Genomic DNA, 20,801 nt, shown 5'->3' on the forward strand with positions numbered 1-20,801 from the left:
GACGAACGTAGTGAGGAGTTCCGCCGGTCAGTGATAGAAAAAGCCAGACGACCGACAGAAGCGACCGGGTCGCCAATTCCGATCACCGAAGACGAATAAGTAACGACAGAATAATTCTACATATATAAGTGTAAATATGTATATCACTGTCGAATCAAATTACCCGATAGGCCAATAAATTTGCTATCAACAGTTCTTACTCTTTATTGTCGAATCTATCAACAACCAATATCCTTTTCGGGTGTCGTTGCGTAAATTGATACCCTCACATTCTTCTAAAAGTTTTCTCAGTTTGGAGATTGTTTTTATCAATTGACTTTCCCAATTTACGTCTGTACTGTTCCAACCGATTTCTAAAAGCAAGTCTTTTTTTACCAATTGGTTAGGATTTTTGCATAGTACTGCTAATATTTTTCCTTCTAAAGTTGACAAAACTTTTTCTCTGCCCTTCATAAACAGTTTATTTGTTAAGGTATCAAAACTTAGCTGTTCTGTCAGATAGCATAAACGGGAACTGTTGTCTCGCAAGACACTTTTAAGTTTTACCACCAACTCTTCCATATTTCCCGATTTCACAATATACACCTTCGCCCCATTATCAAATCCTTTTTTTATATACTCAACATCGGTAAGTGAACTATAAAAAATCAGGGGTATTTGTAAATTTTCGGACTGTATCAGACTTGCAACCTCATAGCCGTTATATACCGGTATATCTACATCCAGAATAACCGCATCGAAAACATTTTGCTGAAATTCGTTCCACGCCTCCTTACCGTCTTTTGCCAATACAACCGCATACCCTTCTTCTTCCAGTTTCTCACCGACTATTTCGCGTGTCAGAAAATCATCTTCCGCATATAAAATTTTACCCAACATACTATAACTTTTGGCCATTTTATAATAAATATTGTTTTCCCATCTTCTTGTTTTCTGCACAAACACTTCTTTTGTAAACATCGGTCATTTTTTACAAATACCAGTCACAAACCAAATCCGGTCTGTCTCATCATTTATTTATCCCCCCTTGTAAAGCATTACACATTTTTTCATTGCCGCAACTAATGACATTATAAGCTTTTTTTAATTCATGTTCCCAATGGGCAACACCCAACGTCCGTACTTCAGCTATTTTCAAATCCACTTTCACTATATTCCATAACTACTACAAAAATATACAAAATTCTACGAAAAATATGTCCGTTATGACTAAATGCCAACCTACTATGTTAAACCATTTTCATACAACCGGTTGTAAATGCCCTCTTTGCCATACTGGCAAACTCTTCCTTACTACTAATTTGTATACAATATTGTCCTCCATAGATAAAAATTTCGTTCTCTGACTCCGAACCACAGAAAAAGTTTTCAGTAGCAACAATCCGTTCATCAGGTAACCGTAAGCACATTAGTAAAAAGAAAGGTTTATAATCCCGACAAATTTGTCTCTTTTAATCTTTACCGTTACTATTTAACCCGCCTTCTCATAACATTTTAACATTAGGGAATAATTGGGAATACCTTTCTTTTGATTTCCCTAAAAAAGTTGTATATTTTTGTAACGATAAGCAATGTTAAACTAAGGAGAAACAGGATGGATGGCTGAAAAACTCTACCAAAGCAAAATAGCCACCCTCCCACTGTTCCTCCAATACAGGAAAGGAGACCGCAAATGTATTGATTTTTTTAGTATAATTTACTACAAGGTGGTGAATGTACGATTTACGAGTAAAATAAAAATATTTCAAAACCAACAATTTAAAAAGAAATGAAAAATAAATTCAGACAAAATATTGTAATTGGAGTAATTGCAATTGTTGGAACAATGGGATATAATCTCAGTATTAATCAAGAAAATGAAAATGTTCGACTTATAACAGGTAATATTGAAGCATTGGCAGAAGAAGAAGGCGGATTGGATTGCAACTACAATCGTCATCCATCGCAATGTGAAATTTATGTTGGCGCCAAAGGTAAAGTCAAATTATTGGGTGGTTCTATAATCAGTGCAGGAGTAGATGGGTATGTAAGATTTGACGGGCAAGTAGCTTGCAGCCGTGGAGGTGATTTTGCCTGTACGCCCATAGAATGCAAAGAACTTTACGAAATTATTTTCTAATCATAATACACAGAGTATCTAACAAATATGAAACAATTTGTTAGATACTACTTACGAATTAAAAGTAAATGTATGAAAGTAACCTATCTCTTCAATTTCATAATATTAATTCTTTTAGGCTCTTGTATATCAAAAGAATTAATAAAAGAAGCTAATGAAAAATTTGTAATAGATATTAATCGGCAGGATAAAATCACAAATTTTTTTAATGCTTATCACACTATTGCTTTGGAAACCACTCCAAACAATTTAATAGGAGGAATTGATAAGATAGTTCTTCAAAACGAACATATATATATTCTTGATAAAAAACAAGCCACCATTTTTATTTTTACCCATAACGGGAAATACCAAAATAAAATAGCCAATCAAGGAAGAGCTCCGGGAGAGTACCTTTCCATTTCCGATTTTGAGGTCTATGACTCTCATGTTTATTGCCTTTCACGAACAAATCAGAAAATATTCAAATATGATACCAACGGTGTTTTTCAAAATACTATACAAGTGAATGATTGGTATGATTGTTTTCATATTCAGAACGATAGTACCATCTATTTATTTTCTGATTATTCAAATAATCAATTATACAATTATGTCGTGTACAATCCTATAACAAAAGAAATTATCAATCGATTAGACAAGTTTAAAAAAAATCAAGGGTTCAGTTTTGAATATTCCCCCTTTCATTGTCTCGATAGTAATTTATTGGTTAGTGAACAATACGAACATACAATCTTTTCATTAACTTCCCAAGAAAAGAAACCTTTATACTCTTTTATATTCAATACCAGTGATCAAATTCCCCCGTTCATATATACTGATAGAGAAAAAACATATCATTTCCTACAAGGGAAAGAGACTCTGAGAAGAATAAAAGGATTATATATTTCGCAAGGGACATTGAATATTGTATATTCTATTTTTTATAAAAATTCCGGGATAAAAGACTTTATTTCAAAAATTGATACAGCAACAAAAGAAGTGAAAACGATAAAACTGGGTGATGATTTTTTTCCAGAATACCCTTTCTTATATAGCGCATTTTGTGTATATCAAGATCAAATAATTTCATATATTCCAGCCCTATTAGCATTGAATGTCGACAAACAATATGGATTAAACCAATTCACTTCAATCTCTTTAAAAGAAACGGATAATCCTGTCCTCATTTTCCACCATCTAAAATAAACTTAAGCAATTTCTCCCAAATAGCATGAAATATGTCATAATAAATTTTCTGTTAGCTTGTTTGTCAATAACCATGGGATGTACTTCCTCTAAAAAAGAAATCAAACAGGTTGTCGAACATTGGATGGGAAAAGAGATTGTTTTTCCATCCAATTTGACCATGAAAATATATGGAAAAGATACTTTAGATTATTCATTACTAAACCATAAGTATAAAATACTCCATTATGTGGATACAAATGGTTGCCATGAGTGCCAATTGAAATTCTATGAATGGCAAAGATTGCAAAAACAAATCGACAGTTTGCAAACAGATATTGCCATTGTCTATGTGGTATTCGCCAAGCATTATCATCCTGTTGAAGTCAGTCAGCAATTGAATCGGTTTGGTACCCCCATCATCTACGATTCTTTGGGAATCATGGACAAGCAAAATAACTTGTCCTTCAATCCACGGTATAAAACCTTCTTATTAGATTCGATGAATCATGTCATAGGAATCGGAAATCCAGTAACAAATAAGCAGGTGTGGGAATGGTATAAGATAAAAATAGGTGACATTCGAAAAAAGGAAACCATAACACAATAAACAAGCCCTGTAATATATCGTGAAAAAACATAGACAGTTATATACATATTTACACTTATAAACCTACATTTGGGGTAAACATGTATATAGATGCGTTAATTAATTCTGATAAGGGAAAAAGTAACCCACTGCCCCGTCCCTGGGAGTCTATAAAAAACTCCCGAAAATTTTAATTTTCAGGAGTTTAATTTTTTGCTTTTTGAACTGGTGAACTCGGCGGGAGTCGAACCCACAACCTCTTGGGCCGTAACCAAGTGCTCTATCCATTAAGCTACGAGTCCGTGTCTTATCTCTAAAGCGGTGCAAAGATATGTACAAAAATAATACTGTGCAAGCTTTTTGTTGTTTTTTTTATGACAAAGTGATTTTTTGTAGAAGATATAACAAAGCAGGGGGAATCATTATTTTATTACTATTTTTGTCTGAGAATATTAGAAGTATGAAAAAGATTTTGAACAATCTCCTTCATCGTCTGAAGGAAGATTCACTGAATAAGCGTGTCGGGAACAGTACCAGGGAGGTAGAGTATAAGGAGAAGAGGGAGATAAAAACTTGTCTGGTGTTTTGGAGTGCCGATACCGATCAGAACAAATGGTTCCGGAAATTGGAATCCGATTTTGCCGGGGTGAAAATGGATAAACTGTGTTTTATTCCGGATGGGATCGAGATGCTGGAAACGGATGATTGGGTGGCGGTACGGAATGCTGATTTAGGATTCGGTGGCAAGATACGGAACGGGCGTTTGATCGCTATGCTGGGCTGTAAATATGATTTGTTTATCGATCTGAATAAGGAAACAACTGCATTAATCAAATTTGTATTACAACATACTCAGGCTTCTTGTATTGTAGGGATGAAAAAGGAGGGAGGAGTGGCCGATATTGTGATCGACGAAGTGACCGAACCTTTCGGCCTTGTAAATAAATTGAACGTAATATTATCGGGGATAAACAAATACTAACATGGACAGACTTATCGGTACAGGAGTGGCCTTGGTTACTCCATTCGACGAACAGCAACGAATAGACCGGGAATCTCTGTACCGTCTGGTGAATTATGTCATCGACGGTGGGGTGGATTTTTTGGTGGCATTGGGAACTACGGCAGAGACTGCGACTTTATCGGCCGACGAAAGAGCGGTGGTGGTACATACGATTCTCGAAGCCAATCAGGGGCGTCTTCCCGTGATTGCCGGTATCGGAGGGAATAATACGGCGGAGGTGATCCGTGAACTTCAAACGGCCACCTGGTTGAAAGCTTGTCAGGGTATACTGAGCATAACTCCTTGTTATAACAAACCGACTCAAAGGGGGCTTTACGAACATTTTAAAGCGATTGCCGCTGCTTCGCCGCTGCCTTTGTGTTTATACAATGTTCCGGGGAGGAGTGGGGTGAATATGGAAGCTGCGACTGTAGCGGCTTTGTCACACGATTGTCCCAACATTATCGCTGTGAAGGAAGCTTCCGGCCGTTTCGATCAGGCTACGGCTATTCTAAAATCCAAACGGGCCGATTTCGCTGCTTTGTCCGGTGAAGATGCACTGTTGTTGCCTCTGATGTCACTGGGATTCGAAGGCGTGATCTCGGTGATTGCCAATGTACTTCCGAACGATTATGCCTGTCTGGTGAAAAGTGCGTTGCAGGGAGATTATCCGACTGCCCGTCGCATCCATTTGGACAGGGCCGAACTTTGTAAAGCTTTATTTGAAGAAGGAAATCCGGCAGGCATAAAGGCTGCTTTACATGCTGCCGGCATTATTCGTCAAAATACCCTGCGTTTACCTTTAACTCCGGTGAGTGACGCTCTTTATAATAAAATCATCGGACTGTTGAAACTTCATTAATCGATATAACCTGGATGAGAACGGTCCTCCCGTTTTCTCAGGTTACGTTTGTATCGGTAAAAGGCGATTCCCAGAATAATCAGGATCGGTAAAAGGAAATTGATGTACTTCAACACTTCCCGGCTGGTGTCTCCGACAGGTTCCAGTACCGGGAAGGTGGTGAATTTATTTCGCAACTGAATCAGCCCGGAATTGTCTGCCAGCCATTCGATAGAATTTAAAGCAAAAGTGATGTTGTCCGTATGGCCGTCGATAGCCGACTGGTTGATCAGGAAATCGGCATCGGTGATGGTGACGATGGCACTGTTGTTATCGTCGTTCGTCAGTAAGGCTGCGACGATATTGTGCGGACGGTTGAAATCGCGCTGGGTCCATTGCTTTTCCAGATCGAAACATACCGGAGCTTGCTGCACTCCCGAAATGGAGGAACTTTGTGCCAGAGGAGTGAAAATATAAGGCGTCGGGGTTTTGATCTGTTCTATACTGCTGGCAAACATGAGTAGCATGGACCGTAGGCCGTAGGTAATCGTATGCTTGCTGAAATTGGTGATCACCGGGCAATACGGGAAACTGACACTACGCTGGAATTTCAGATAACCGTATTGTTGTTCGAAATTACATACCCCGCAATTATTGTCGATGATAAAGTCGTTCCTGATTTTCAGTCCTTTTTTCTCGAGCATATCTTCCACGCCTGTGGAATTGATGTATCCATTGTTCGGATGATCCAACAGTCCGATTGCATGATTCAAAGCGATGAAAAGCCGTCCGCCTTTGGAAAGAAATTTTTCCAGTTGGGCGATTTCATAGGGGGAAAAGTTGTCTTTGGGATTGATCAGGCAGAGTACATTACAATCTTCATAAGTGTTCAGATTCAGATCTACAACCGTAATGTCCGTCAGATGAGATAGTTCGTCGACCAGTTCCGACATTAAGTTAAGGGTCGTTTCGCCGTGTCCGCGAACAAAACCGATCCGGGGTTTGATGGTATCGGAGGCTTGTTTCAACATCCGGGTAATTTCATATTCAATGGGTGTATTGAATGAAATGTTGGGGAGTACGGTCTTGTTGTTGCCGATATGAAATACAGCTCCGCAATAAATTTTCTGGATTTTCTCCAGATCCCTTTCCCGGATCTCGTTGAATGACGGGATAATTCCTTCCTGGGTCGCTTTAAATTCCTTTTCTGTGTTATCCGGGTAAATGGTGTTTATCGTAAAACTGACATTACTGAGAGATTTATATTCCTTCAGCAATGAACGGAATTCTTTTACCAGTTTTTTCGTATCCTGGGGCAGATCTTCGGTGACATAAAAATCGACAACAATGGGTTCGACGTTATTACGGATACTGGTCTTGCTGACTTTACTCAGGGAATAACGTTTGGTTTTGGTAAAATCCCAACGGAAAAAAATGAAAAAAGAGAAAATATTCACGAGTAATATTACTGTGAGAATGGATATAATATCTTTTATAATTTTCTTCATACAGATCGTGACATTGTAAAGATTGAAATATTAAAATCGGCTCTTACATATGAAAAACTTCGATAAAGCCAGAAAAACCGTGATGACCGATCCGAAATAAATAATATCCCGGGAATCCAGTATGCCTCTTGACAACGAATCAAAATGTTCTTCCATAGAGAGATAACTGAATAGATCTGCAAAAATGCCGGTCCCGATCTGTTCAGCAAACATGCCGAATAAAAATTGGAAACACAAACCGATACCGAGGCTGATGAAAAAAGCCGATACGGCAGTACGGGACAAGGAAGAGGAGAAGATGCCGATACAGATATAACATGCACTCATCTCGATCAGGCCCAGATAGCCTAAAAGGACTGCTCCATGATCCACCTCTCCTAAGAAAGAGAGCGTAATATAATAGGGTAGTGTCAGGGCCAATGCCAGTGTCGTGATAATTAAATTGGAAAAGAATTTACTACAAAGCAGGTCGGCTGTTTTTATAGGCTTGGTCAGCATTAATTCGATCGTTCCGTTTCTTTTTTCGTCGGCAATACTTTTCATGGTGAGGGCTGGAATCAGAAAAAACTGTGTCCAGTTGATAATACCGAATACCTGCATCATATTGGCCTGTCCGATGTATAAAAGATTATTACTGGAAAGCCATGAAAAAAATCCGCAAACACAGAAAAACAGGGTATACCCGATATAGATACTCCATGAATTGAATGTTGTGGCTAATTCTTTATGAACGAGTATTTTAACCGTATTCATAACCATTTTAATTTTTAGTTACCTGGCGGAAGATATCTTCCAGACGAGTTTCCACGGGAGTCATTTCGCTGATATACCAGTTATTTTGGCAACAAATATCGAAAATCTTTTTCTCAATTTCAGTAGCCCGCTCACATTGGATTTCAAAATGATGCGGAGTGGAGGAAATGATGTTTTCCAGTTCCGGAATCAATGCCAGTTCGTTGTAGATATCTTCGTCTTCTCCGCCCTGAATACAAATCTTCAGTAGCTTGCCTTTATCGGATTTGTTGCGCAGTTCGGCAGAAGTTCCGTCAGCGACGATTTTTCCTTTATTGATGATCAGCACCCGGTCACAGGTCGCTTCGATCTCTGCCAGGATATGTGAACTCATGATCACCGTTTTTTCCCTGCCGATATTTTTGATCAGTTCCCTGATTTCGACGATCTGATTCGGATCGAGTCCGGTGGTCGGTTCGTCGAGCAGCAATACCTCCGGATCATGGATCAACGCCTGGGCCAATCCTACCCGCTGGCGATAGCCTTTGGATAACTCCCGGATGGTTTTGTGTTTTTCATTGTCCAGGCCACACATCCGGATCATGTCCATGACTTTGGGGATGATCTTATATTTGGGAATATTGTGTACCCGGGCGATGAAATCCAGAAAATCGATCACATTCATCTCTTCGTAGAGTGGATTGTGCTCGGGTAGATAACCGATGATTTGTTTGATTTTATAGGGGTTTTTATGGATGGAATATTTACCGATACGGATGTTTCCATAATCCGGAAATAGAAAGCACGACATGATCTTCAGGGTGGTGGTTTTACCGGCACCGTTCGGTCCCAGAAATCCCAGAATCTCTCCTTTTTTGACTTCGAAGCTCACAGAGTCTACTGCTTTCTGATAGCCGAAAGACTTTGTCAGATTTTCAACCACAACATCCATATTGCACCTTTTTAGTAACCTTTTGTTCGACACGAAGTATTATCGTGTAACAAATATAATCAGGAAGCGACTAATCGGTGAGGGTTTAACAATCTTTAACCGCAGATTTCCTGTGGATTTTGCTAAAGCGGGAATTGACGCGAATTTTATTTTTGTGAAATTAAATGAGCGTTTAGGATTTTAAAGTTTTCCTTCTGTGTTTTTAGTCCGTAAAGAAGAGGTCCTTCCTCCGGGATTAAAAATATTTTAATGCAATAAATCCAGTATCCTCCACCTTAAATCACCAAAAGTGTGCTTTTCCGTTTTCCCACGTAAAAATCCGTTCTTCCTGTCCCAGGGTATGGTTGCGCAACCAATATAATCCGTTGCTGGGGACGTCGTCGTATTCGATGTAAGTGCCGGTAGCTGTTTTTATGCCCATAGAAATCCATCCTTGGGGGAAATCATAATAAAATAATTCATATTGATTATCAGGGAAAATCCCATTGGCATCATTCCGCGGGAGATACCGGATTTGTGATAAGGCCACAGGTTTACCGAAATCCATGCCCACCCATTCCGGAATCATACACATACTGAGCGGGTCCGGATCGAAGAGTTCGTTTGTTTTAGTCGAATCCATTCCGATGATTTTTCCTTTTATTTCTTGCTTGTGCTTATCGTAAAAGCGAAGGTCCGACAGATGGGCCCTCCAGGCCTCATTGGCTACGAATCGCCAGTACCTGTAAGACAAAGTGGTATCGATCGGAATAAATTGATAGCGATAATCGGGCTTGTGGCGGATCGTGCAGATGGAATGAGGAGATTTGAAATCCGGATTGTCGGCGGCTTCGAAATGTGAATCGATAAAAGCGGAGTACCAATAGTCGCTTTCTCCTCTGTTAGGATATTTCCTGACGAGCTTCATATACTGTAAAGAGTCTTTGTTGGCAATAATCGGATGTACAGTTCCGTCAGAGTATAATATGAGAGGAGGAGCAAAGGGGACCATTTCTTTTTTGTTTGTATAATGAACCGGCAGGTAGACAATATCTTTTCCCATTTTGGGAAAGATAATCTCCTGTCCGGCGGGTTTGCTGCAGGCAATGGGCTGCCAGCTTAAATCGTTGAAAATAGCGAGATAACCGTGTCGAATATTCCTGATCCCCGGGGCTGACAATCTGATTTCGGAAGTAGGGATATAAAGGTCTGTGACGTCTTTATTGAAGGGATCGAGAAAAAAATAGGGAACATATTCTCTTTTCCCCGGTTTAGCTGTCGGATTATGTGAATAGGTCCGTCGGTAAATTTTGGGTGCTTTATAGATTCCCACCTGATATACCTGGGTGGAGTTGATTCGGGGATCGATAGCGGTAGCCCAATAGTGACGACCGTTTCGATTTGCGAAATGGGGAATAAAATCGATTGCAGACGGTACGCCCAGTATCCGTAATACAAACAAATTGGCTTTACTGGTCGGGATGCAGTCTGATTTAAAATTCTTTAAATCGGGTTCCGGGATTTTTTTGTCTAACATGAATAGAAAAGTGCGAAATCTGTTTTCGATTTGAGAGATCGAGTGACGAAAATTATCGTAATAAGTCGAGTAGGTTTCCAGGTTCTTTTGCAGAGGAGAGATTGAATCGCGCCAATAATCGAGCGGTTCGTTTTCAACCCGGTAAGGCAGGAGATATTCCTTGAAATTTTCGAAATCGACACCTTCATTCCAGGGCCGGGTTTGCCATTGGTTAAAAGCGAGTTCGATTTGATGGATCAGAAAATCGGCTTTTATGTATTTGACATCTTCTTGTATATCCAGTTGTTGCCTATAGCCGATATGATTGAAGGGGACCATTTGGATGATTTTTTTTTCATAATAGGGACAATTTTTGAGTAAACCGAGTTGCTCGTTATAGGATTTCATGTATGGACCGCCGAAGGTATAATGACCGGGCATATTCTCGATCAGAAAGATACTTGCTTTCAGTTTCAGGCTGTCGGCAGGATCTTGAGAATAATGGTCGAGTACTTTTTCCAGTTCTGCCCTGTTCGTACCGCTGTAATCCAGTACAGCTTTCAGACGGGAAGAATAGTTGCTGCAGCTATAGGCGGTCACTAACCAGAGAAGTATAATTGTCTTTTTTTTCATATCGTTCGGTTTTACCAAAATCTGATTTTTCCATTTTCATAAGTAAACAGGCTACCGTTTCTGTTTCGGGTTCTGTCTTTTACCTGAAAAAGGGCTGATGAGGGGACTCGATTGAATTCGATGACATGGTCGGTAGCGGTTGTTACTCCTGCTGTTTGCCATTGGCCTTCGTCAAAATAACATAGCTCGTATTCGTGACCGACACAAATGTTCTCGCCGTCGTTGAAGTTCAGATAAACGATCTCCGAAACGGATACCGGATGGCCGAAATCATAGCCGAACCATTTCCGGATGGCCTTATTGCTAGCGGGGTCGTGGTCGGTCAGATTACGATAGAAGGTCGTGTCCGGACCGATAGGAACGCCATGAAGTGCTTCGCCTGAAGAGTCATAGAAATGGAGTTCGGCGAGATTCGAAATTCCGAACTGTGGACTGATCCGCCAATAGCGTTTTTTATAATGCTTGTCGGGGCGTATGGTATCCTGGTAATAATAAGGTGATTCCTGGATGGTAAATACGGTGTCAGCGTGGAGAAAAACACTGTCGTCTGCGCATTCGATACGGGCATTCTTCAGGTAATATCCCATATAATCGGTTTCGGCGGAATAGGGTTGTAACCTCCTGATATGCAGAGCTTGCAAATGAGTTTTATCAGTTCGGAACGGTGTAATTTGGCCGTTATTGTTCAGTATAAACGGTGGGGCGAAAGCTTGTATCCGGTTATCGGGATAATATACCGGTAAATAGATACAATTTCGTCCCAGTTTGTTGAAATATCCCTTTCCCTTTTGGATAGGGCTATAGGCTACAGGCTGCCAGGTTACATCATCGTAAACTGCCAGATAAGCATACTCAGTATGGACGGTTGCCGGAATATCGATACTGATGTCTGCCGTATGCAGATAAAGATCGGTAACATCTTTATTGAAAGGATCCTTAAAAAAAGGAGGGACATATTCCTTGGTCTCCGGCAGGGGATTTGAGGAAAAGGTTTGCCGGTAGATTTTACCGATTCGTAAATTGGCTATAGAACTCGTATTGATATGATTGATCCGCGGGTCTTGGGTGTAAAGCCAATAAGTGACTTTATCCTGGCGTCGCTGGATAGCTGAAAAGTCGGTTGCAGCCGGAATACCGGCAACCCTGTATTGTATCAAAGAGGCTTTTGTATTGTTCGGGTCCAACATTAGCAGATTGTAGAGTTCCTTGTCGTTTTGTGGAGGAAAGGAAGAAAAATTCTGTTTTGCCAGATATTGATTAAGGGCCTGGATGGAATGCCGGCAATCGTCGTAGTAACATTTGGCATATTCGATGCTTTGCCGGAAGGTGGAATCCAATAGGAGTGTGCTCAGTTCTTCGGGCATTTCACGGCCGATCCGGTAAGGCAGAAGATATTCACAAAAAGTTTCGAAATCGATATGAGCGAGCCAGGGGCAGGAAGTCTTTAAGGCAAAAACGGCTCGAATATGCCGGATTAAAAAGTCGGCTTTTATCTGTTTGATATCCTCAACCGGTGTAAAATCGGGACACAAACCAGGATGTTCTGCCGGATAAGTCAAAAGTATTTTCCGGGTGAGAGGTGACAGGTTTTTCAGCGTATCCAGCCGTTTTAAATAAGATTGAAAGTCTTTCGGTGAGGGGCTCCAATGACCGGGCATGTTTTCAATCAGGAAAAATGCAGCTTTTAAGTACAGACTATCCGATGGATTTTGAGAGAAATGATGTAATACCTTTTCCAGTTCCTGGCGGTTAGAGCCGCTTAGACTCAATGCTTTTTCCAGACGGGGATTATCGTTTCCTGTCCGATTACAGCTTATCCATATAAATAAGCAACATCCGAAAATCCAGCCTGTTCTCCAACTTTTGATTGGCATATTCTTTTATCCTTTATGTTTTTCATTTCAAATATAAACAAAAAAAAGTTTTTTTACGTTTCCAAATGAAAGCTATTGTTTTTAATCGGTTATCATGCGATTTAATTGTCTAAATAAGCTTTGAGGATTTGAAAATTATCTTCGCGTGCCTTTAACCGTAAAATACTTTCGCATCATTTGAGATACAATATAAATCAACAGGCTCCAGTATTTTATACCTTTTTATTAAATTTTCATTCCAATTCCAAAAAGTATCTTGGTAAAGACGATCATTTCTTTGTTATGTAGGCTAGTAATAGTTATTTGGCAGAATTATTTATTGTTCTTAAATATAGATTCCAAAGTTTTTCATTTTTTATTGGGTTTCCAATAATTAAGACCCGATTATCTTGATTAAGTAAAAATGTTTGATATTCTATTTGCTCTGGAAAATTGTTGATTTTATTGATATTATTTTTGCTGTCATAAAATATAGGGTAATCGAATTTATTTTTTTTACATATGATATCAATTTTTTTGGGATTAGGAGTTTGCACAACAAAGATAAACGATAAACTATCGGTATATTTTTGACTTTCTTTAATTAATTTATACCATTCGTATAACTGGAGTTTACATTCTGTACATGCTGTGGAATCAACATATAAAAGAATTTTATATTTCTTGTTGAGTAAATAATTACATGCAGTATCTTTACCCATGATTTTTGATTGGAGTGAATATGGAAAAATAATTTCTTTATTTTGCCATTCTTTTACTATTTGAGATATTTCTTTATTTGTATAACCACATGAAATACAAAGAAAAAAAAGGAATATTTTAAAATATTTTAATTTCATGATTCAATTATCGTTTAATAAATTAAAAATTTTCTTTTGTGCGTGTTGAATCCTTTGTAAAAATTGTGTATCACTACTATTATGAAGGTATTCCAAAATATATTGTTCAGGATAATAGGGTTTGCTACTATGATCATTGAATTGTTGCTCAATGTCCATATAGCAATTAAGTTCTTGAATGGCTTTTTGCGTTGGGATAGGTTCTGGTAGATGTTGAAATATTTCAGAATTGTATTTGCCACATGGATTTATTGCTGCATATTTTATTATATTTTCGAATTGTTTGTTGGTATGGAAAGTTATTGGTTTGTATGTTTGACATACAAATGCTTCTTTTTCTTGTAAACAATTTTTCGCAGGATTACGTCTTGACGGTTTTTCGATGGCGACAAATTTATTACTCATGTTATGTTTCCATATTGTTTTTTGTAAACAAGATGCTATATAAGGATAATTGTTAGCATCATATTCAATGCTGATTTCTGCTTGAGTGAGAAAGGGGGGATTTGCCCTTTTTAGATTTGTCAATAATATTAAATTGTATTCAATATTATCAAACTGTATTTTTTTTAAACGTCCTTGACAAATTGTGAGTGTCCCATTACAAAAAATACGTGTATTGGAGGGAAATGCATCTTTTTTTGTTTGAAAAGAAAAAACGTAATTTTCATTTTCATATTCGATCAAGTGGTAATTGTAACTGGAATTTTGAAAGAATAAAGGACCGAATTTTAATGTTGCTCTAATTAATGTAAATATTTTTTGGACACCAGCGTCGTAGTTTATAACTGAACCATTTATTGCGATATGATGTAGTGTATCAGAACCGTTAGGTTCTAAATTATAACTTCTGGCCGTGTATTCAGGTACGAATGAAAATTTGTAATTCAAATCCCATTTACCTTTCGCTTTTGTATTTCCGGTAGTAAAAAAATAACCATATTCTTTTCGTAATTCTACTGCTTTATTTTTACATTCTGTAATTTTCATATACAGCCCTCTACCATATATAGAATATGTATGGCCTGTTGGATGAGATTTCAGATAACTAGCTGCTTTTTTTAAAATTTTAGTTGGATGAATTCCTTTTACATTGGCTTCGGTTAATAAATATTGTTTTTCTTGAAGTGTAATTGTTGTGTCATGCAAAAGTTCGGAAATAGGTATAAGAACTGAATAATAGCCTAGTGCTTGTAATTGAACAGAATCTTTAGAATTAAAATTTTCTATATTGATTATGCACTCACCGTCCTCATTGGTTGTCTCAAGTAAGTATTTTGTACTATTTTGTAATAAATATACTCCAGGAAGCCTTTGCTTTTGAGAATCTATTACTCTTATGTTTATGGATATTGGACTTGTATTCGACCCAAAACAAATGAGATTATTTCCCAATGTACACAGAAGAATTGTGAATAAAAAAATTGATTTCATAAATCATTTAAATTGAAACGGTAAATAATCATTTGCTCGTTATCATAATCCAATGGACCTGAAGCATAAAACCAAGGAGATATGTATCCTAGGAATGTGAAATTTTTAGGAGTTTGATAATCTGCAATTAAACAGTTTTGTTGGTAAACCTGTAATCCATCATAAGGAGAATGTTCCCCTTTTCTATAAGTTCTAAAGACTAGATCATGATGTGGGTCTATTACTATTGAGTGATAATAACCGAATTTATTTCTATCCTTGGAAAAATTATGTGAAGCATCATTTAAAGTAAAATATTGCTTATAATTTTGATTCATGTCTTTTCCTGCAATTCCAAAAGAAGTAATTGTTGTATCGCCTAAATTCATACAATATATAAGAGAATCTGCTTCATAAGAATAGAGAAATCTTTTTTCATAGGTGTCAAATAATGAAAACTTGAAATTAACAAGATTTTTTTGTTTTTGGTATATTAGAGGGTAGTTGCAAATTAGTTTTTCAACTTTTCCACTATCTATGGATAATAAAGCCATAGTTAAATTTTCACTATAATATAATCCAGTGTTCTTACCTTCATAACCATTTATATATTTTGTGTCTGAACTAACTGGGAATAATAGATAATTTTCTCCCCATTGGCGAAGTCTGTTTTTTGTGTACTCAACCTCATACAATCCAGTATCTTCGGGTTGAGGGTTTTTTAAAAGTTGTTTTAATGATTTTTGTGAATTCCAGTTTATCCGATATTGATTGATTTTTCTAAAACAAGAGTCTAAAAGGAATAAATTCCATTGCTCATCCATTATGAAAAATCTGTTGTTTGTAATAGGAGTTATTTGGTCGATTCCTAACACTTCATTTGGGCCTCTTCCTTGGCTTAATTTTGAGGTTATATAATGTCCTTGGTTATCGTAAAACAGAATAGAACTAAGGGTTCTGTCTGAGAATCCAATTTTATCATTATAAATGAAAAACTCCCCTTCCATTGAAGATTCTTTCCCATCTAATTTTAGGGTATCTAGTTGTAATATTCCTGTTGCTTTTAGATTTTGACAAGATAAATTTTTAATAGTCTTGTAGTTTATTTTATGTTCATTTTTATATTCTGGTTTTGAACAAGCAATTAGAAATGGTATTGTTATAAGTGTAAAAAATAATATTTTCATGACTTTTTTTTTAAGTTAGAAAGGAATACTTTCCTTTCTAACAAATTTTACTATTCACAATTACTTTGCCAATTTTTACATAACACCGTTGTTGATCCTTTATAACAATTTCTGCGTAAAGAGAGGGCGTTAGCTCCAGTACATCTTGCACTACCTCCATCCAGATCTCGGCATCTGCAATAAAAATAATTTGCTTCTTTAAATGAAAAATCAATATTTACATCTATCTCACCGGTTGCCAAAGCTTCAATATTAGCTACTCCTAAGCTAAAATTCGATTGATTTTTTTTAAGACTAAAATTGATACCAGTACTTACTAATATAGCAAGTAATAGAATGAAGCCTATTTGAAATAATTTTTTTTTCATATTTTTTCTTTTTTGTTGGTTATTGCTTTTCTATTTGCGATAATGATAAATAAATTTTTCTACATGGCAGCCTCTCTTTCTTTTTTAGGGGGAGGGTGGGGACGGAGACCGATTTGGCTTGGGAAGATGGTCAGCTCCGTCCTTTGCTCCCGGGTTAAACGTCGGATTATACTTGTGGAGTGTAATCTGATTGTTAATTTTTATCACGTGCTTGAAGCAGTTATTCGATTACATTTCCGCACAATTTTAATTTCATTATTCCGCTGTCTATATTACACACAATGTCGATGTTCTTCAGAAAATGACCCAGGGAATTCGGGTCGAAGGTGATTTTAATTTCACCTGTTTCTCCTGGGGCAACCGGACGTTTTTCCCATTCGGCCCCGGTACATCCGCATGATGGACGGACGTCGCGGAGCAGGAGGGGAGTCTGACCGGTGTTGGTGAAACGGAAAGTCACTTTCCGTTTCTCTCCGTAGCGAATGGTTCCTGATTGCAGGGTGTCCCGCTCAAAACGGATAGTCGTTGGCAACGCATTCATCGCTTGCATATCGTAATCCGGCTGAAAGATGAAAAAGGCGGAAACGATGCAACTTAAAAGTAGTAGAAACAGGCTGACTGTCCAATATATTTTTTTTGGTTTCATCGTTGTGTATTTTCATCGGTGAATTGATTCAGTTGTCCAAAACTAGTTTCATCAGACAAGTTTGAGGTTCATGTCCGATAGCATAAAGAACATTTTCAGAAACATCTACGGTGATATGCGTTAACGGTGTATCCAAGGCATAAGTTTCGAGTAAAGTGCCTTCCCAATCGAATACCAGTAGCTGGCGGCATTGTTGGAAAGTCCTGGGGTTTTCGCGATAAGTATGCCCTGAGTAGATCGCATATACTTTTTCAGAGGTGACCGTGATGTCGGTGAAACCGAAGCGGTTATCACGCGAATAAGCTACGTCGGGCACCGTTTTTTCGGTGATATATACCCGGGGATGGTGGTAGCAATAGGCTTTGATGCGATCGATATGGTCGCCGGTGATCCGGCAAAATTCAAGATTACCGCTATACATATCGCCACAGACAAAATACCGGTTGTCGGGACGTACTTTCAGTACGGTGCTGGCGTATAAAATCGCTTTAGTGTCCTCGCGCAGAGCCGGATAGACCGGGTGTTCCGGATAGGATAAATGAAAACCGAATGTTTTTGTGTCCAGATCATACAACAGATAACGCCCCTGTGTGTAGAGGCCTGTTGCGATAATATAATTGCCGGCCCGTATAGCCCGCAAGGTATTTAAACTATCGGGTAGCTGTATCACCGAAGAATCACTTGCTCCGGATCGCGTCCGCAGACTTGTATGCCGTTCGAGTAGCCGGGAGGTCCTGAAGTTGAAACTGGATAGTGTTACCGGAGTTTCATTATTGGAATTATTCAATGGGATCGCCTTGGTCGTATTGTTGTCCAAATAGCTAAGGAGAATCTTCTGACCGTTACTGACCATTTCCGAAACATGACGGGTTTCCCAGGATTGAAGTCCGGAAATGAAACTGCTTTGTAATGCTTTACCGGCTTTCGGTATCTGATGAGCCGAAGGAACCTCAGATAAGTTGGATTCGTTGCAGGATGATATAAAGAATAGGATCGTGGATAAAAATAGTATGTTTTTCATGGTTTAATCTGCTTTCATGTGAATTCCTATATATTGTATTCTATTGTGGGCACAGAAACCTCGAGCTTCGGTACATATTCGTAATATTTCTGGATTTATCGTTTCTTCGTATGCTAAAGCTTCTATATTTTTTAACGCGATTGTGTTTCCATTTTGATAAGTTTTTATATCAAATATTGAACTTAGAATCGAAAAAATTGTAATTAATATTACAAATATTATTAGTCTCTTTTTTGTTTTCATGGTTATTATTATTTTTACCTAACAAACGTATAGTAAATCTTCGGTGTTAAAAAAGAATTCAATAACTATGTTGTCCTAGTTTTGTCCTTTGTTTTGTAAAAGAATGTTAATTATGAGGATGCGTAAATTTTATATTTTATCTTGGGGGGTGATGGTGTTACTCTTCATTGTGTTGGCGTGTACCTTGATAAAACTATACGTGGAGAAAGAGACAAATTTAATTGAGACATTGAAAAATGGCCTTGAGAAGAATATTGATATATATAATCAAAGGACAATGAATGACACTGGAAATATTCTTTCTTTTTCATTGGATCACATCATAGTTTTTAGAGACCGACAAAAATTTGTTTTTTCTTTTAAGTCGGAAATGGAGGCGAAAAAGATGAGTGTCTGCGCTCTGTATGATATCCGTGACACAGCTTTGTGGACGTTGTGGGGATTGGATTCTTCATTTTGCAGGCAGATGGATAAGGAAGCGGTTAGTTATATGTTGGAATTACAGGATAGTACGGGAAAGGTAATCGATGCTGTAAAGCAGGGGTTTAATAAAATTCCCCGGGGAAAAGAGGATTTTTCCATGCCCTTGGGATTATTGGAGAAGCATATTATTAGAGCTCGTTTCGGTTTACCTGTAGGGGTATTTCTTTATGATGAGTGGCCGATGGTTTTGTTTTTGGTAGCTTCGGCTTGGATGTTGGGATTGATCTTTTATTGGCAACACTATTTGGTACATAAAGAAAAGCGGATCCGGCAGCATGAGGAATTGAATATTCAGACTGTGAATCACGATATGAAGTCACCGGTTGGAATTGCCGGGACATACTTGGGTTTGGTGGACCGGGAGGGGATAAGCGGTTTGACTTCGCAACAGCAAAAAAATTTCCGGGTAGCGCAGGAAGCCATCGGACGTTTGGAAATTTTGGTAAAAAAGATGTCGGTAAAACTGGTGAATGAGAGGGGATTGGTATTGAACTATGAGGTATTTGAATTACCGGTATTGGTACAGGAAGTATGGAGAAGTATAGAAGGAGAGATTCCGGATCGGAAGGCAGTACGGTTTTCGGTTTTATGTAGGCTGAAGGGAGATCCGATGATTTGTGCAGATCGCTTGCAATTGGGACGTGCGTTGGGGAATTTACTCCGGAATGCGGTGAAATATTCCAGAGAAGAGGTCGGGATTGTGGTCGGATGTGTCCGAAAAGGGACGAGATTATGGATTTTTGTAAAGGATAATGGTTATGGGATTGAGAAAGCAGATCAGAAACATATGTTCGAGACGGGCTATCGTTCGCCTTCCGTGGAACGCAGGACGGAGGGAACAGGACTGGGATTGAGCTTTGTTAAAATGGTAATGTCGGCACATGGAGGAAGAATAGTCTACCGGACCCGGGAAGGAGGGGGAAGCCGTTTTGTCTTGATCATGAAAAGTAAACAGAGATGACAACGATTCATTTATTATATGTGGATGATGAAGAAAACTGGTTGAATGCAGTCGGACAGATCTTGCAAACCGGGGAGTTTGTCGTAGATACGGCCACTGACGGGGAAATGGCGTTGCAGAAAATGGCTGAACAGCGGTATGATATGATTCTGCTGGATGTTCGCTTGAAGGAAGAAAACGGTTGGGAATTGGTACGTAGATTTAAGCAGGTCCAACGGGAGGTGGCTGTAGTGTTGTTTACTTCGGATTATGAAGTGGAGAGGTTGACCGATGTTTTTGGGGTCGGTGTAGAAGATTATTTGGAAAAAAGCAGTGATATCGGGATATTAGCCAACCGATTAAAGGCCTTACATTATCGTTTTGTGAAAAGTCGGGAACAACAGGAGTGTTACCGGATTGCTTCCGAAGTATTTTTTCGTGTGAATGCCGGAATCTTGGTTGTAAAGGGGAAAGAACGTTATCTGAAATCGAATGAAGCTTGTCTTTTGAAGTTATTGTGTCGGAAAATGGGAACGGTGGTGAAGATCGAAGAGTTGTATGCAGGAATTTGGGGAAAAGCTATACTCTTCGATTCTAAGGATAAAGCACTCCGGAATCTTGTATCAGAGTTGAGAAAGACCTTGGAAGGTACTGGGTTAGAGATTAGAAATAAACGATTTGCAGGATATTGTTTGAAGGGAGAATAAAAAACGGAAATTTATTCCCCCAGTCAGATTGCTGATTGGGG

20 protein-coding genes and 1 tRNA gene are annotated in these 20,801 nt (G+C 38.4%); 7 read left to right on the forward strand and 14 right to left on the reverse strand.

Features of this window, described 5'->3' with window-relative positions; all coding sequences use genetic code 11:
- Positions 1 to 186: 186 nt before the first annotated feature.
- Together AC5RDS_RS02825 and AC5RDS_RS02830 are read right to left on the reverse strand one after the other, a co-directional pair.
- Positions 187 to 960, reverse strand: a complete 774-nt coding sequence (locus tag AC5RDS_RS02825; protein ID WP_118113333.1) for a response regulator transcription factor — start codon at positions 958 to 960, stop codon at positions 187 to 189.
- 49 nt (positions 961 to 1,009) lie between these two features.
- Complete coding sequence (locus tag AC5RDS_RS02830) at positions 1,010 to 1,144, reverse strand: hypothetical protein (RefSeq protein WP_262350180.1); 135 nt, start codon at positions 1,142 to 1,144, stop codon at positions 1,010 to 1,012.
- Between the two features lie 624 nt (positions 1,145 to 1,768).
- Here AC5RDS_RS02830 and AC5RDS_RS02835 point away from each other — a divergent pair.
- The 3 genes from AC5RDS_RS02835 to AC5RDS_RS02845 all read left to right on the forward strand — a co-directional run bounded on the left by AC5RDS_RS02835 (position 1,769) and on the right by AC5RDS_RS02845 (position 3,896).
- Positions 1,769 to 2,119 (forward strand): NVEALA domain-containing protein, encoded by a 351-nt coding sequence (locus AC5RDS_RS02835; protein ID WP_013613625.1) that lies wholly within the window; start codon positions 1,769 to 1,771, stop codon positions 2,117 to 2,119.
- 72 nt (positions 2,120 to 2,191) lie between these two features.
- A complete protein-coding gene (locus AC5RDS_RS02840) occupies positions 2,192 to 3,307 on the forward strand; it encodes a DUF4934 domain-containing protein (RefSeq protein ID WP_013613626.1) in 1,116 nt (371 codons plus the stop codon).
- Positions 3,308 to 3,332: 25 nt separating this feature from the next.
- Positions 3,333 to 3,896 (forward strand): hypothetical protein, encoded by a 564-nt coding sequence (locus tag AC5RDS_RS02845; RefSeq protein ID WP_013613627.1) that lies wholly within the window; start codon positions 3,333 to 3,335, stop codon positions 3,894 to 3,896.
- Between the two features lie 205 nt (positions 3,897 to 4,101).
- Here AC5RDS_RS02845 and AC5RDS_RS02850 read toward each other — a convergent pair.
- Positions 4,102 to 4,177: transfer RNA gene (locus AC5RDS_RS02850), tRNA-Arg, on the reverse strand.
- A gap of 158 nt (positions 4,178 to 4,335) precedes the next feature.
- On the opposite strand from AC5RDS_RS02850, the gene AC5RDS_RS02855 reads away from it, so the two are divergent.
- Positions 4,336 to 4,857, forward strand: a complete 522-nt coding sequence (locus tag AC5RDS_RS02855; protein WP_147347711.1) for a DUF6913 domain-containing protein — start codon at positions 4,336 to 4,338, stop codon at positions 4,855 to 4,857.
- Between the two features lies 1 nt (position 4,858).
- The gene (dapA, locus tag AC5RDS_RS02860; protein ID WP_013613629.1) at positions 4,859 to 5,740 is read left to right on the forward strand and encodes a 4-hydroxy-tetrahydrodipicolinate synthase; all 882 of its coding nucleotides are present in this window, start codon (positions 4,859 to 4,861) and stop codon (positions 5,738 to 5,740) included.
- On the opposite strand, the gene AC5RDS_RS02865 is transcribed toward dapA, so the two are convergent.
- From AC5RDS_RS02865 to AC5RDS_RS02915, 11 genes are all read right to left on the reverse strand, one after another.
- Positions 5,737 to 7,227, reverse strand: a complete 1,491-nt coding sequence (locus AC5RDS_RS02865; RefSeq protein ID WP_013613630.1) for a GldG family protein — start codon at positions 7,225 to 7,227, stop codon at positions 5,737 to 5,739. The genes dapA and AC5RDS_RS02865 overlap by 4 nt on opposite strands.
- Before the next feature lie 30 nt (positions 7,228 to 7,257).
- Positions 7,258 to 7,980, reverse strand: coding sequence for an ABC transporter permease (locus AC5RDS_RS02870; RefSeq protein ID WP_041557632.1), 723 nt, complete (start codon positions 7,978 to 7,980; stop codon positions 7,258 to 7,260).
- A gap of 7 nt (positions 7,981 to 7,987) precedes the next feature.
- Positions 7,988 to 8,911 carry an ATP-binding cassette domain-containing protein gene (locus AC5RDS_RS02875; RefSeq protein WP_013613632.1) on the reverse strand — a complete coding sequence of 308 codons (924 nt, stop codon included), beginning with the start codon at positions 8,909 to 8,911 and terminating at the stop codon, positions 7,988 to 7,990.
- Positions 8,912 to 9,191: 280 nt separating this feature from the next.
- Positions 9,192 to 11,039, reverse strand: a complete 1,848-nt coding sequence (locus AC5RDS_RS02880; protein ID WP_494222202.1) for a hypothetical protein — start codon at positions 11,037 to 11,039, stop codon at positions 9,192 to 9,194.
- A gap of 11 nt (positions 11,040 to 11,050) precedes the next feature.
- Positions 11,051 to 12,913 (reverse strand): hypothetical protein, encoded by a 1,863-nt coding sequence (locus AC5RDS_RS02885; RefSeq protein ID WP_172720161.1) that lies wholly within the window; start codon positions 12,911 to 12,913, stop codon positions 11,051 to 11,053.
- A 299-nt stretch (positions 12,914 to 13,212) separates the two neighbouring features.
- A complete protein-coding gene (locus AC5RDS_RS02890) occupies positions 13,213 to 13,752 on the reverse strand; it encodes a hypothetical protein (RefSeq protein WP_013613635.1) in 540 nt (179 codons plus the stop codon).
- 3 nt (positions 13,753 to 13,755) lie between these two features.
- Positions 13,756 to 15,186 (reverse strand): hypothetical protein, encoded by a 1,431-nt coding sequence (locus tag AC5RDS_RS02895; RefSeq protein WP_013613636.1) that lies wholly within the window; start codon positions 15,184 to 15,186, stop codon positions 13,756 to 13,758.
- The gene (locus tag AC5RDS_RS02900) at positions 15,183 to 16,352 is read right to left on the reverse strand and encodes a hypothetical protein (protein ID WP_013613637.1); all 1,170 of its coding nucleotides are present in this window, start codon (positions 16,350 to 16,352) and stop codon (positions 15,183 to 15,185) included. Before AC5RDS_RS02900 ends, AC5RDS_RS02895 begins: the two co-directional genes overlap by 4 nt.
- A 50-nt stretch (positions 16,353 to 16,402) precedes the next feature.
- A complete protein-coding gene (locus AC5RDS_RS02905; protein WP_013613638.1) occupies positions 16,403 to 16,720 on the reverse strand; it encodes an NVEALA domain-containing protein in 318 nt (105 codons plus the stop codon).
- 220 nt (positions 16,721 to 16,940) lie between these two features.
- On the reverse strand, positions 16,941 to 17,366 hold the full coding sequence (locus tag AC5RDS_RS02910; protein ID WP_118404523.1) for a DUF1573 domain-containing protein: 426 nt from the start codon (positions 17,364 to 17,366) through the stop codon (positions 16,941 to 16,943).
- A 28-nt stretch (positions 17,367 to 17,394) separates the two neighbouring features.
- Positions 17,395 to 18,387, reverse strand: a complete 993-nt coding sequence (locus AC5RDS_RS02915) for a BF3164 family lipoprotein (RefSeq protein ID WP_172720626.1) — start codon at positions 18,385 to 18,387, stop codon at positions 17,395 to 17,397.
- A gap of 520 nt (positions 18,388 to 18,907) precedes the next feature.
- Between AC5RDS_RS02915 and AC5RDS_RS02920 the strand changes: the two genes are divergently transcribed.
- Together AC5RDS_RS02920 and AC5RDS_RS02925 are read left to right on the forward strand one after the other, a co-directional pair.
- Positions 18,908 to 20,074, forward strand: coding sequence for a sensor histidine kinase (locus AC5RDS_RS02920; protein WP_175316028.1), 1,167 nt, complete (start codon positions 18,908 to 18,910; stop codon positions 20,072 to 20,074).
- Positions 20,071 to 20,760, forward strand: a complete 690-nt coding sequence (locus tag AC5RDS_RS02925; RefSeq protein ID WP_013613643.1) for a response regulator transcription factor — start codon at positions 20,071 to 20,073, stop codon at positions 20,758 to 20,760. The genes AC5RDS_RS02920 and AC5RDS_RS02925 overlap by 4 nt, the downstream gene beginning before the upstream one ends.
- Positions 20,761 to 20,801 lie beyond the last annotated feature (41 nt).

The sequence above is a fragment of the Odoribacter sp. genome (assembly GCF_985060555.1).

What these genes read in the sequence shown, in the direction of transcription:
- AC5RDS_RS02925 (WP_013613643.1), top strand. Translation starts at nt 20,071, where the DNA reads ATGACAACGATTCATTTATTATATGTGGATGATGAAGAAAACTGGTTG.
- AC5RDS_RS02895 (WP_013613636.1), bottom strand. Translation starts at nt 15,186, where the DNA reads ATGAAATCAATTTTTTTATTCACAATTCTTCTGTGTACATTGGGAAAT.
- AC5RDS_RS02840 (WP_013613626.1), top strand. Translation starts at nt 2,192, where the DNA reads ATGAAAGTAACCTATCTCTTCAATTTCATAATATTAATTCTTTTAGGC.
- AC5RDS_RS02920 (WP_175316028.1), top strand. Translation starts at nt 18,908, where the DNA reads ATGAATGACACTGGAAATATTCTTTCTTTTTCATTGGATCACATCATA.
- AC5RDS_RS02885 (WP_172720161.1), bottom strand. Translation starts at nt 12,913, where the DNA reads ATGCCAATCAAAAGTTGGAGAACAGGCTGGATTTTCGGATGTTGCTTA.
- AC5RDS_RS02900 (WP_013613637.1), bottom strand. Translation starts at nt 16,352, where the DNA reads ATGAAAATATTATTTTTTACACTTATAACAATACCATTTCTAATTGCT.
- AC5RDS_RS02855 (WP_147347711.1), top strand. Translation starts at nt 4,336, where the DNA reads ATGAAAAAGATTTTGAACAATCTCCTTCATCGTCTGAAGGAAGATTCA.
- AC5RDS_RS02890 (WP_013613635.1), bottom strand. Translation starts at nt 13,752, where the DNA reads ATGAAATTAAAATATTTTAAAATATTCCTTTTTTTTCTTTGTATTTCA.
- AC5RDS_RS02865 (WP_013613630.1), bottom strand. Translation starts at nt 7,227, where the DNA reads ATGAAGAAAATTATAAAAGATATTATATCCATTCTCACAGTAATATTA.
- AC5RDS_RS02880 (WP_494222202.1), bottom strand. Translation starts at nt 11,039, where the DNA reads ATGAAAAAAAAGACAATTATACTTCTCTGGTTAGTGACCGCCTATAGC.
- AC5RDS_RS02910 (WP_118404523.1), bottom strand. Translation starts at nt 17,366, where the DNA reads ATGAAACCAAAAAAAATATATTGGACAGTCAGCCTGTTTCTACTACTT.
- AC5RDS_RS02845 (WP_013613627.1), top strand. Translation starts at nt 3,333, where the DNA reads ATGAAATATGTCATAATAAATTTTCTGTTAGCTTGTTTGTCAATAACC.
- AC5RDS_RS02875 (WP_013613632.1), bottom strand. Translation starts at nt 8,911, where the DNA reads ATGGATGTTGTGGTTGAAAATCTGACAAAGTCTTTCGGCTATCAGAAA.
- dapA (WP_013613629.1), top strand. Translation starts at nt 4,859, where the DNA reads ATGGACAGACTTATCGGTACAGGAGTGGCCTTGGTTACTCCATTCGAC.
- AC5RDS_RS02835 (WP_013613625.1), top strand. Translation starts at nt 1,769, where the DNA reads ATGAAAAATAAATTCAGACAAAATATTGTAATTGGAGTAATTGCAATT.
- AC5RDS_RS02905 (WP_013613638.1), bottom strand. Translation starts at nt 16,720, where the DNA reads ATGAAAAAAAAATTATTTCAAATAGGCTTCATTCTATTACTTGCTATA.
- AC5RDS_RS02825 (WP_118113333.1), bottom strand. Translation starts at nt 960, where the DNA reads ATGTTTACAAAAGAAGTGTTTGTGCAGAAAACAAGAAGATGGGAAAAC.
- AC5RDS_RS02915 (WP_172720626.1), bottom strand. Translation starts at nt 18,387, where the DNA reads ATGAAAAACATACTATTTTTATCCACGATCCTATTCTTTATATCATCC.
- AC5RDS_RS02870 (WP_041557632.1), bottom strand. Translation starts at nt 7,980, where the DNA reads ATGAATACGGTTAAAATACTCGTTCATAAAGAATTAGCCACAACATTC.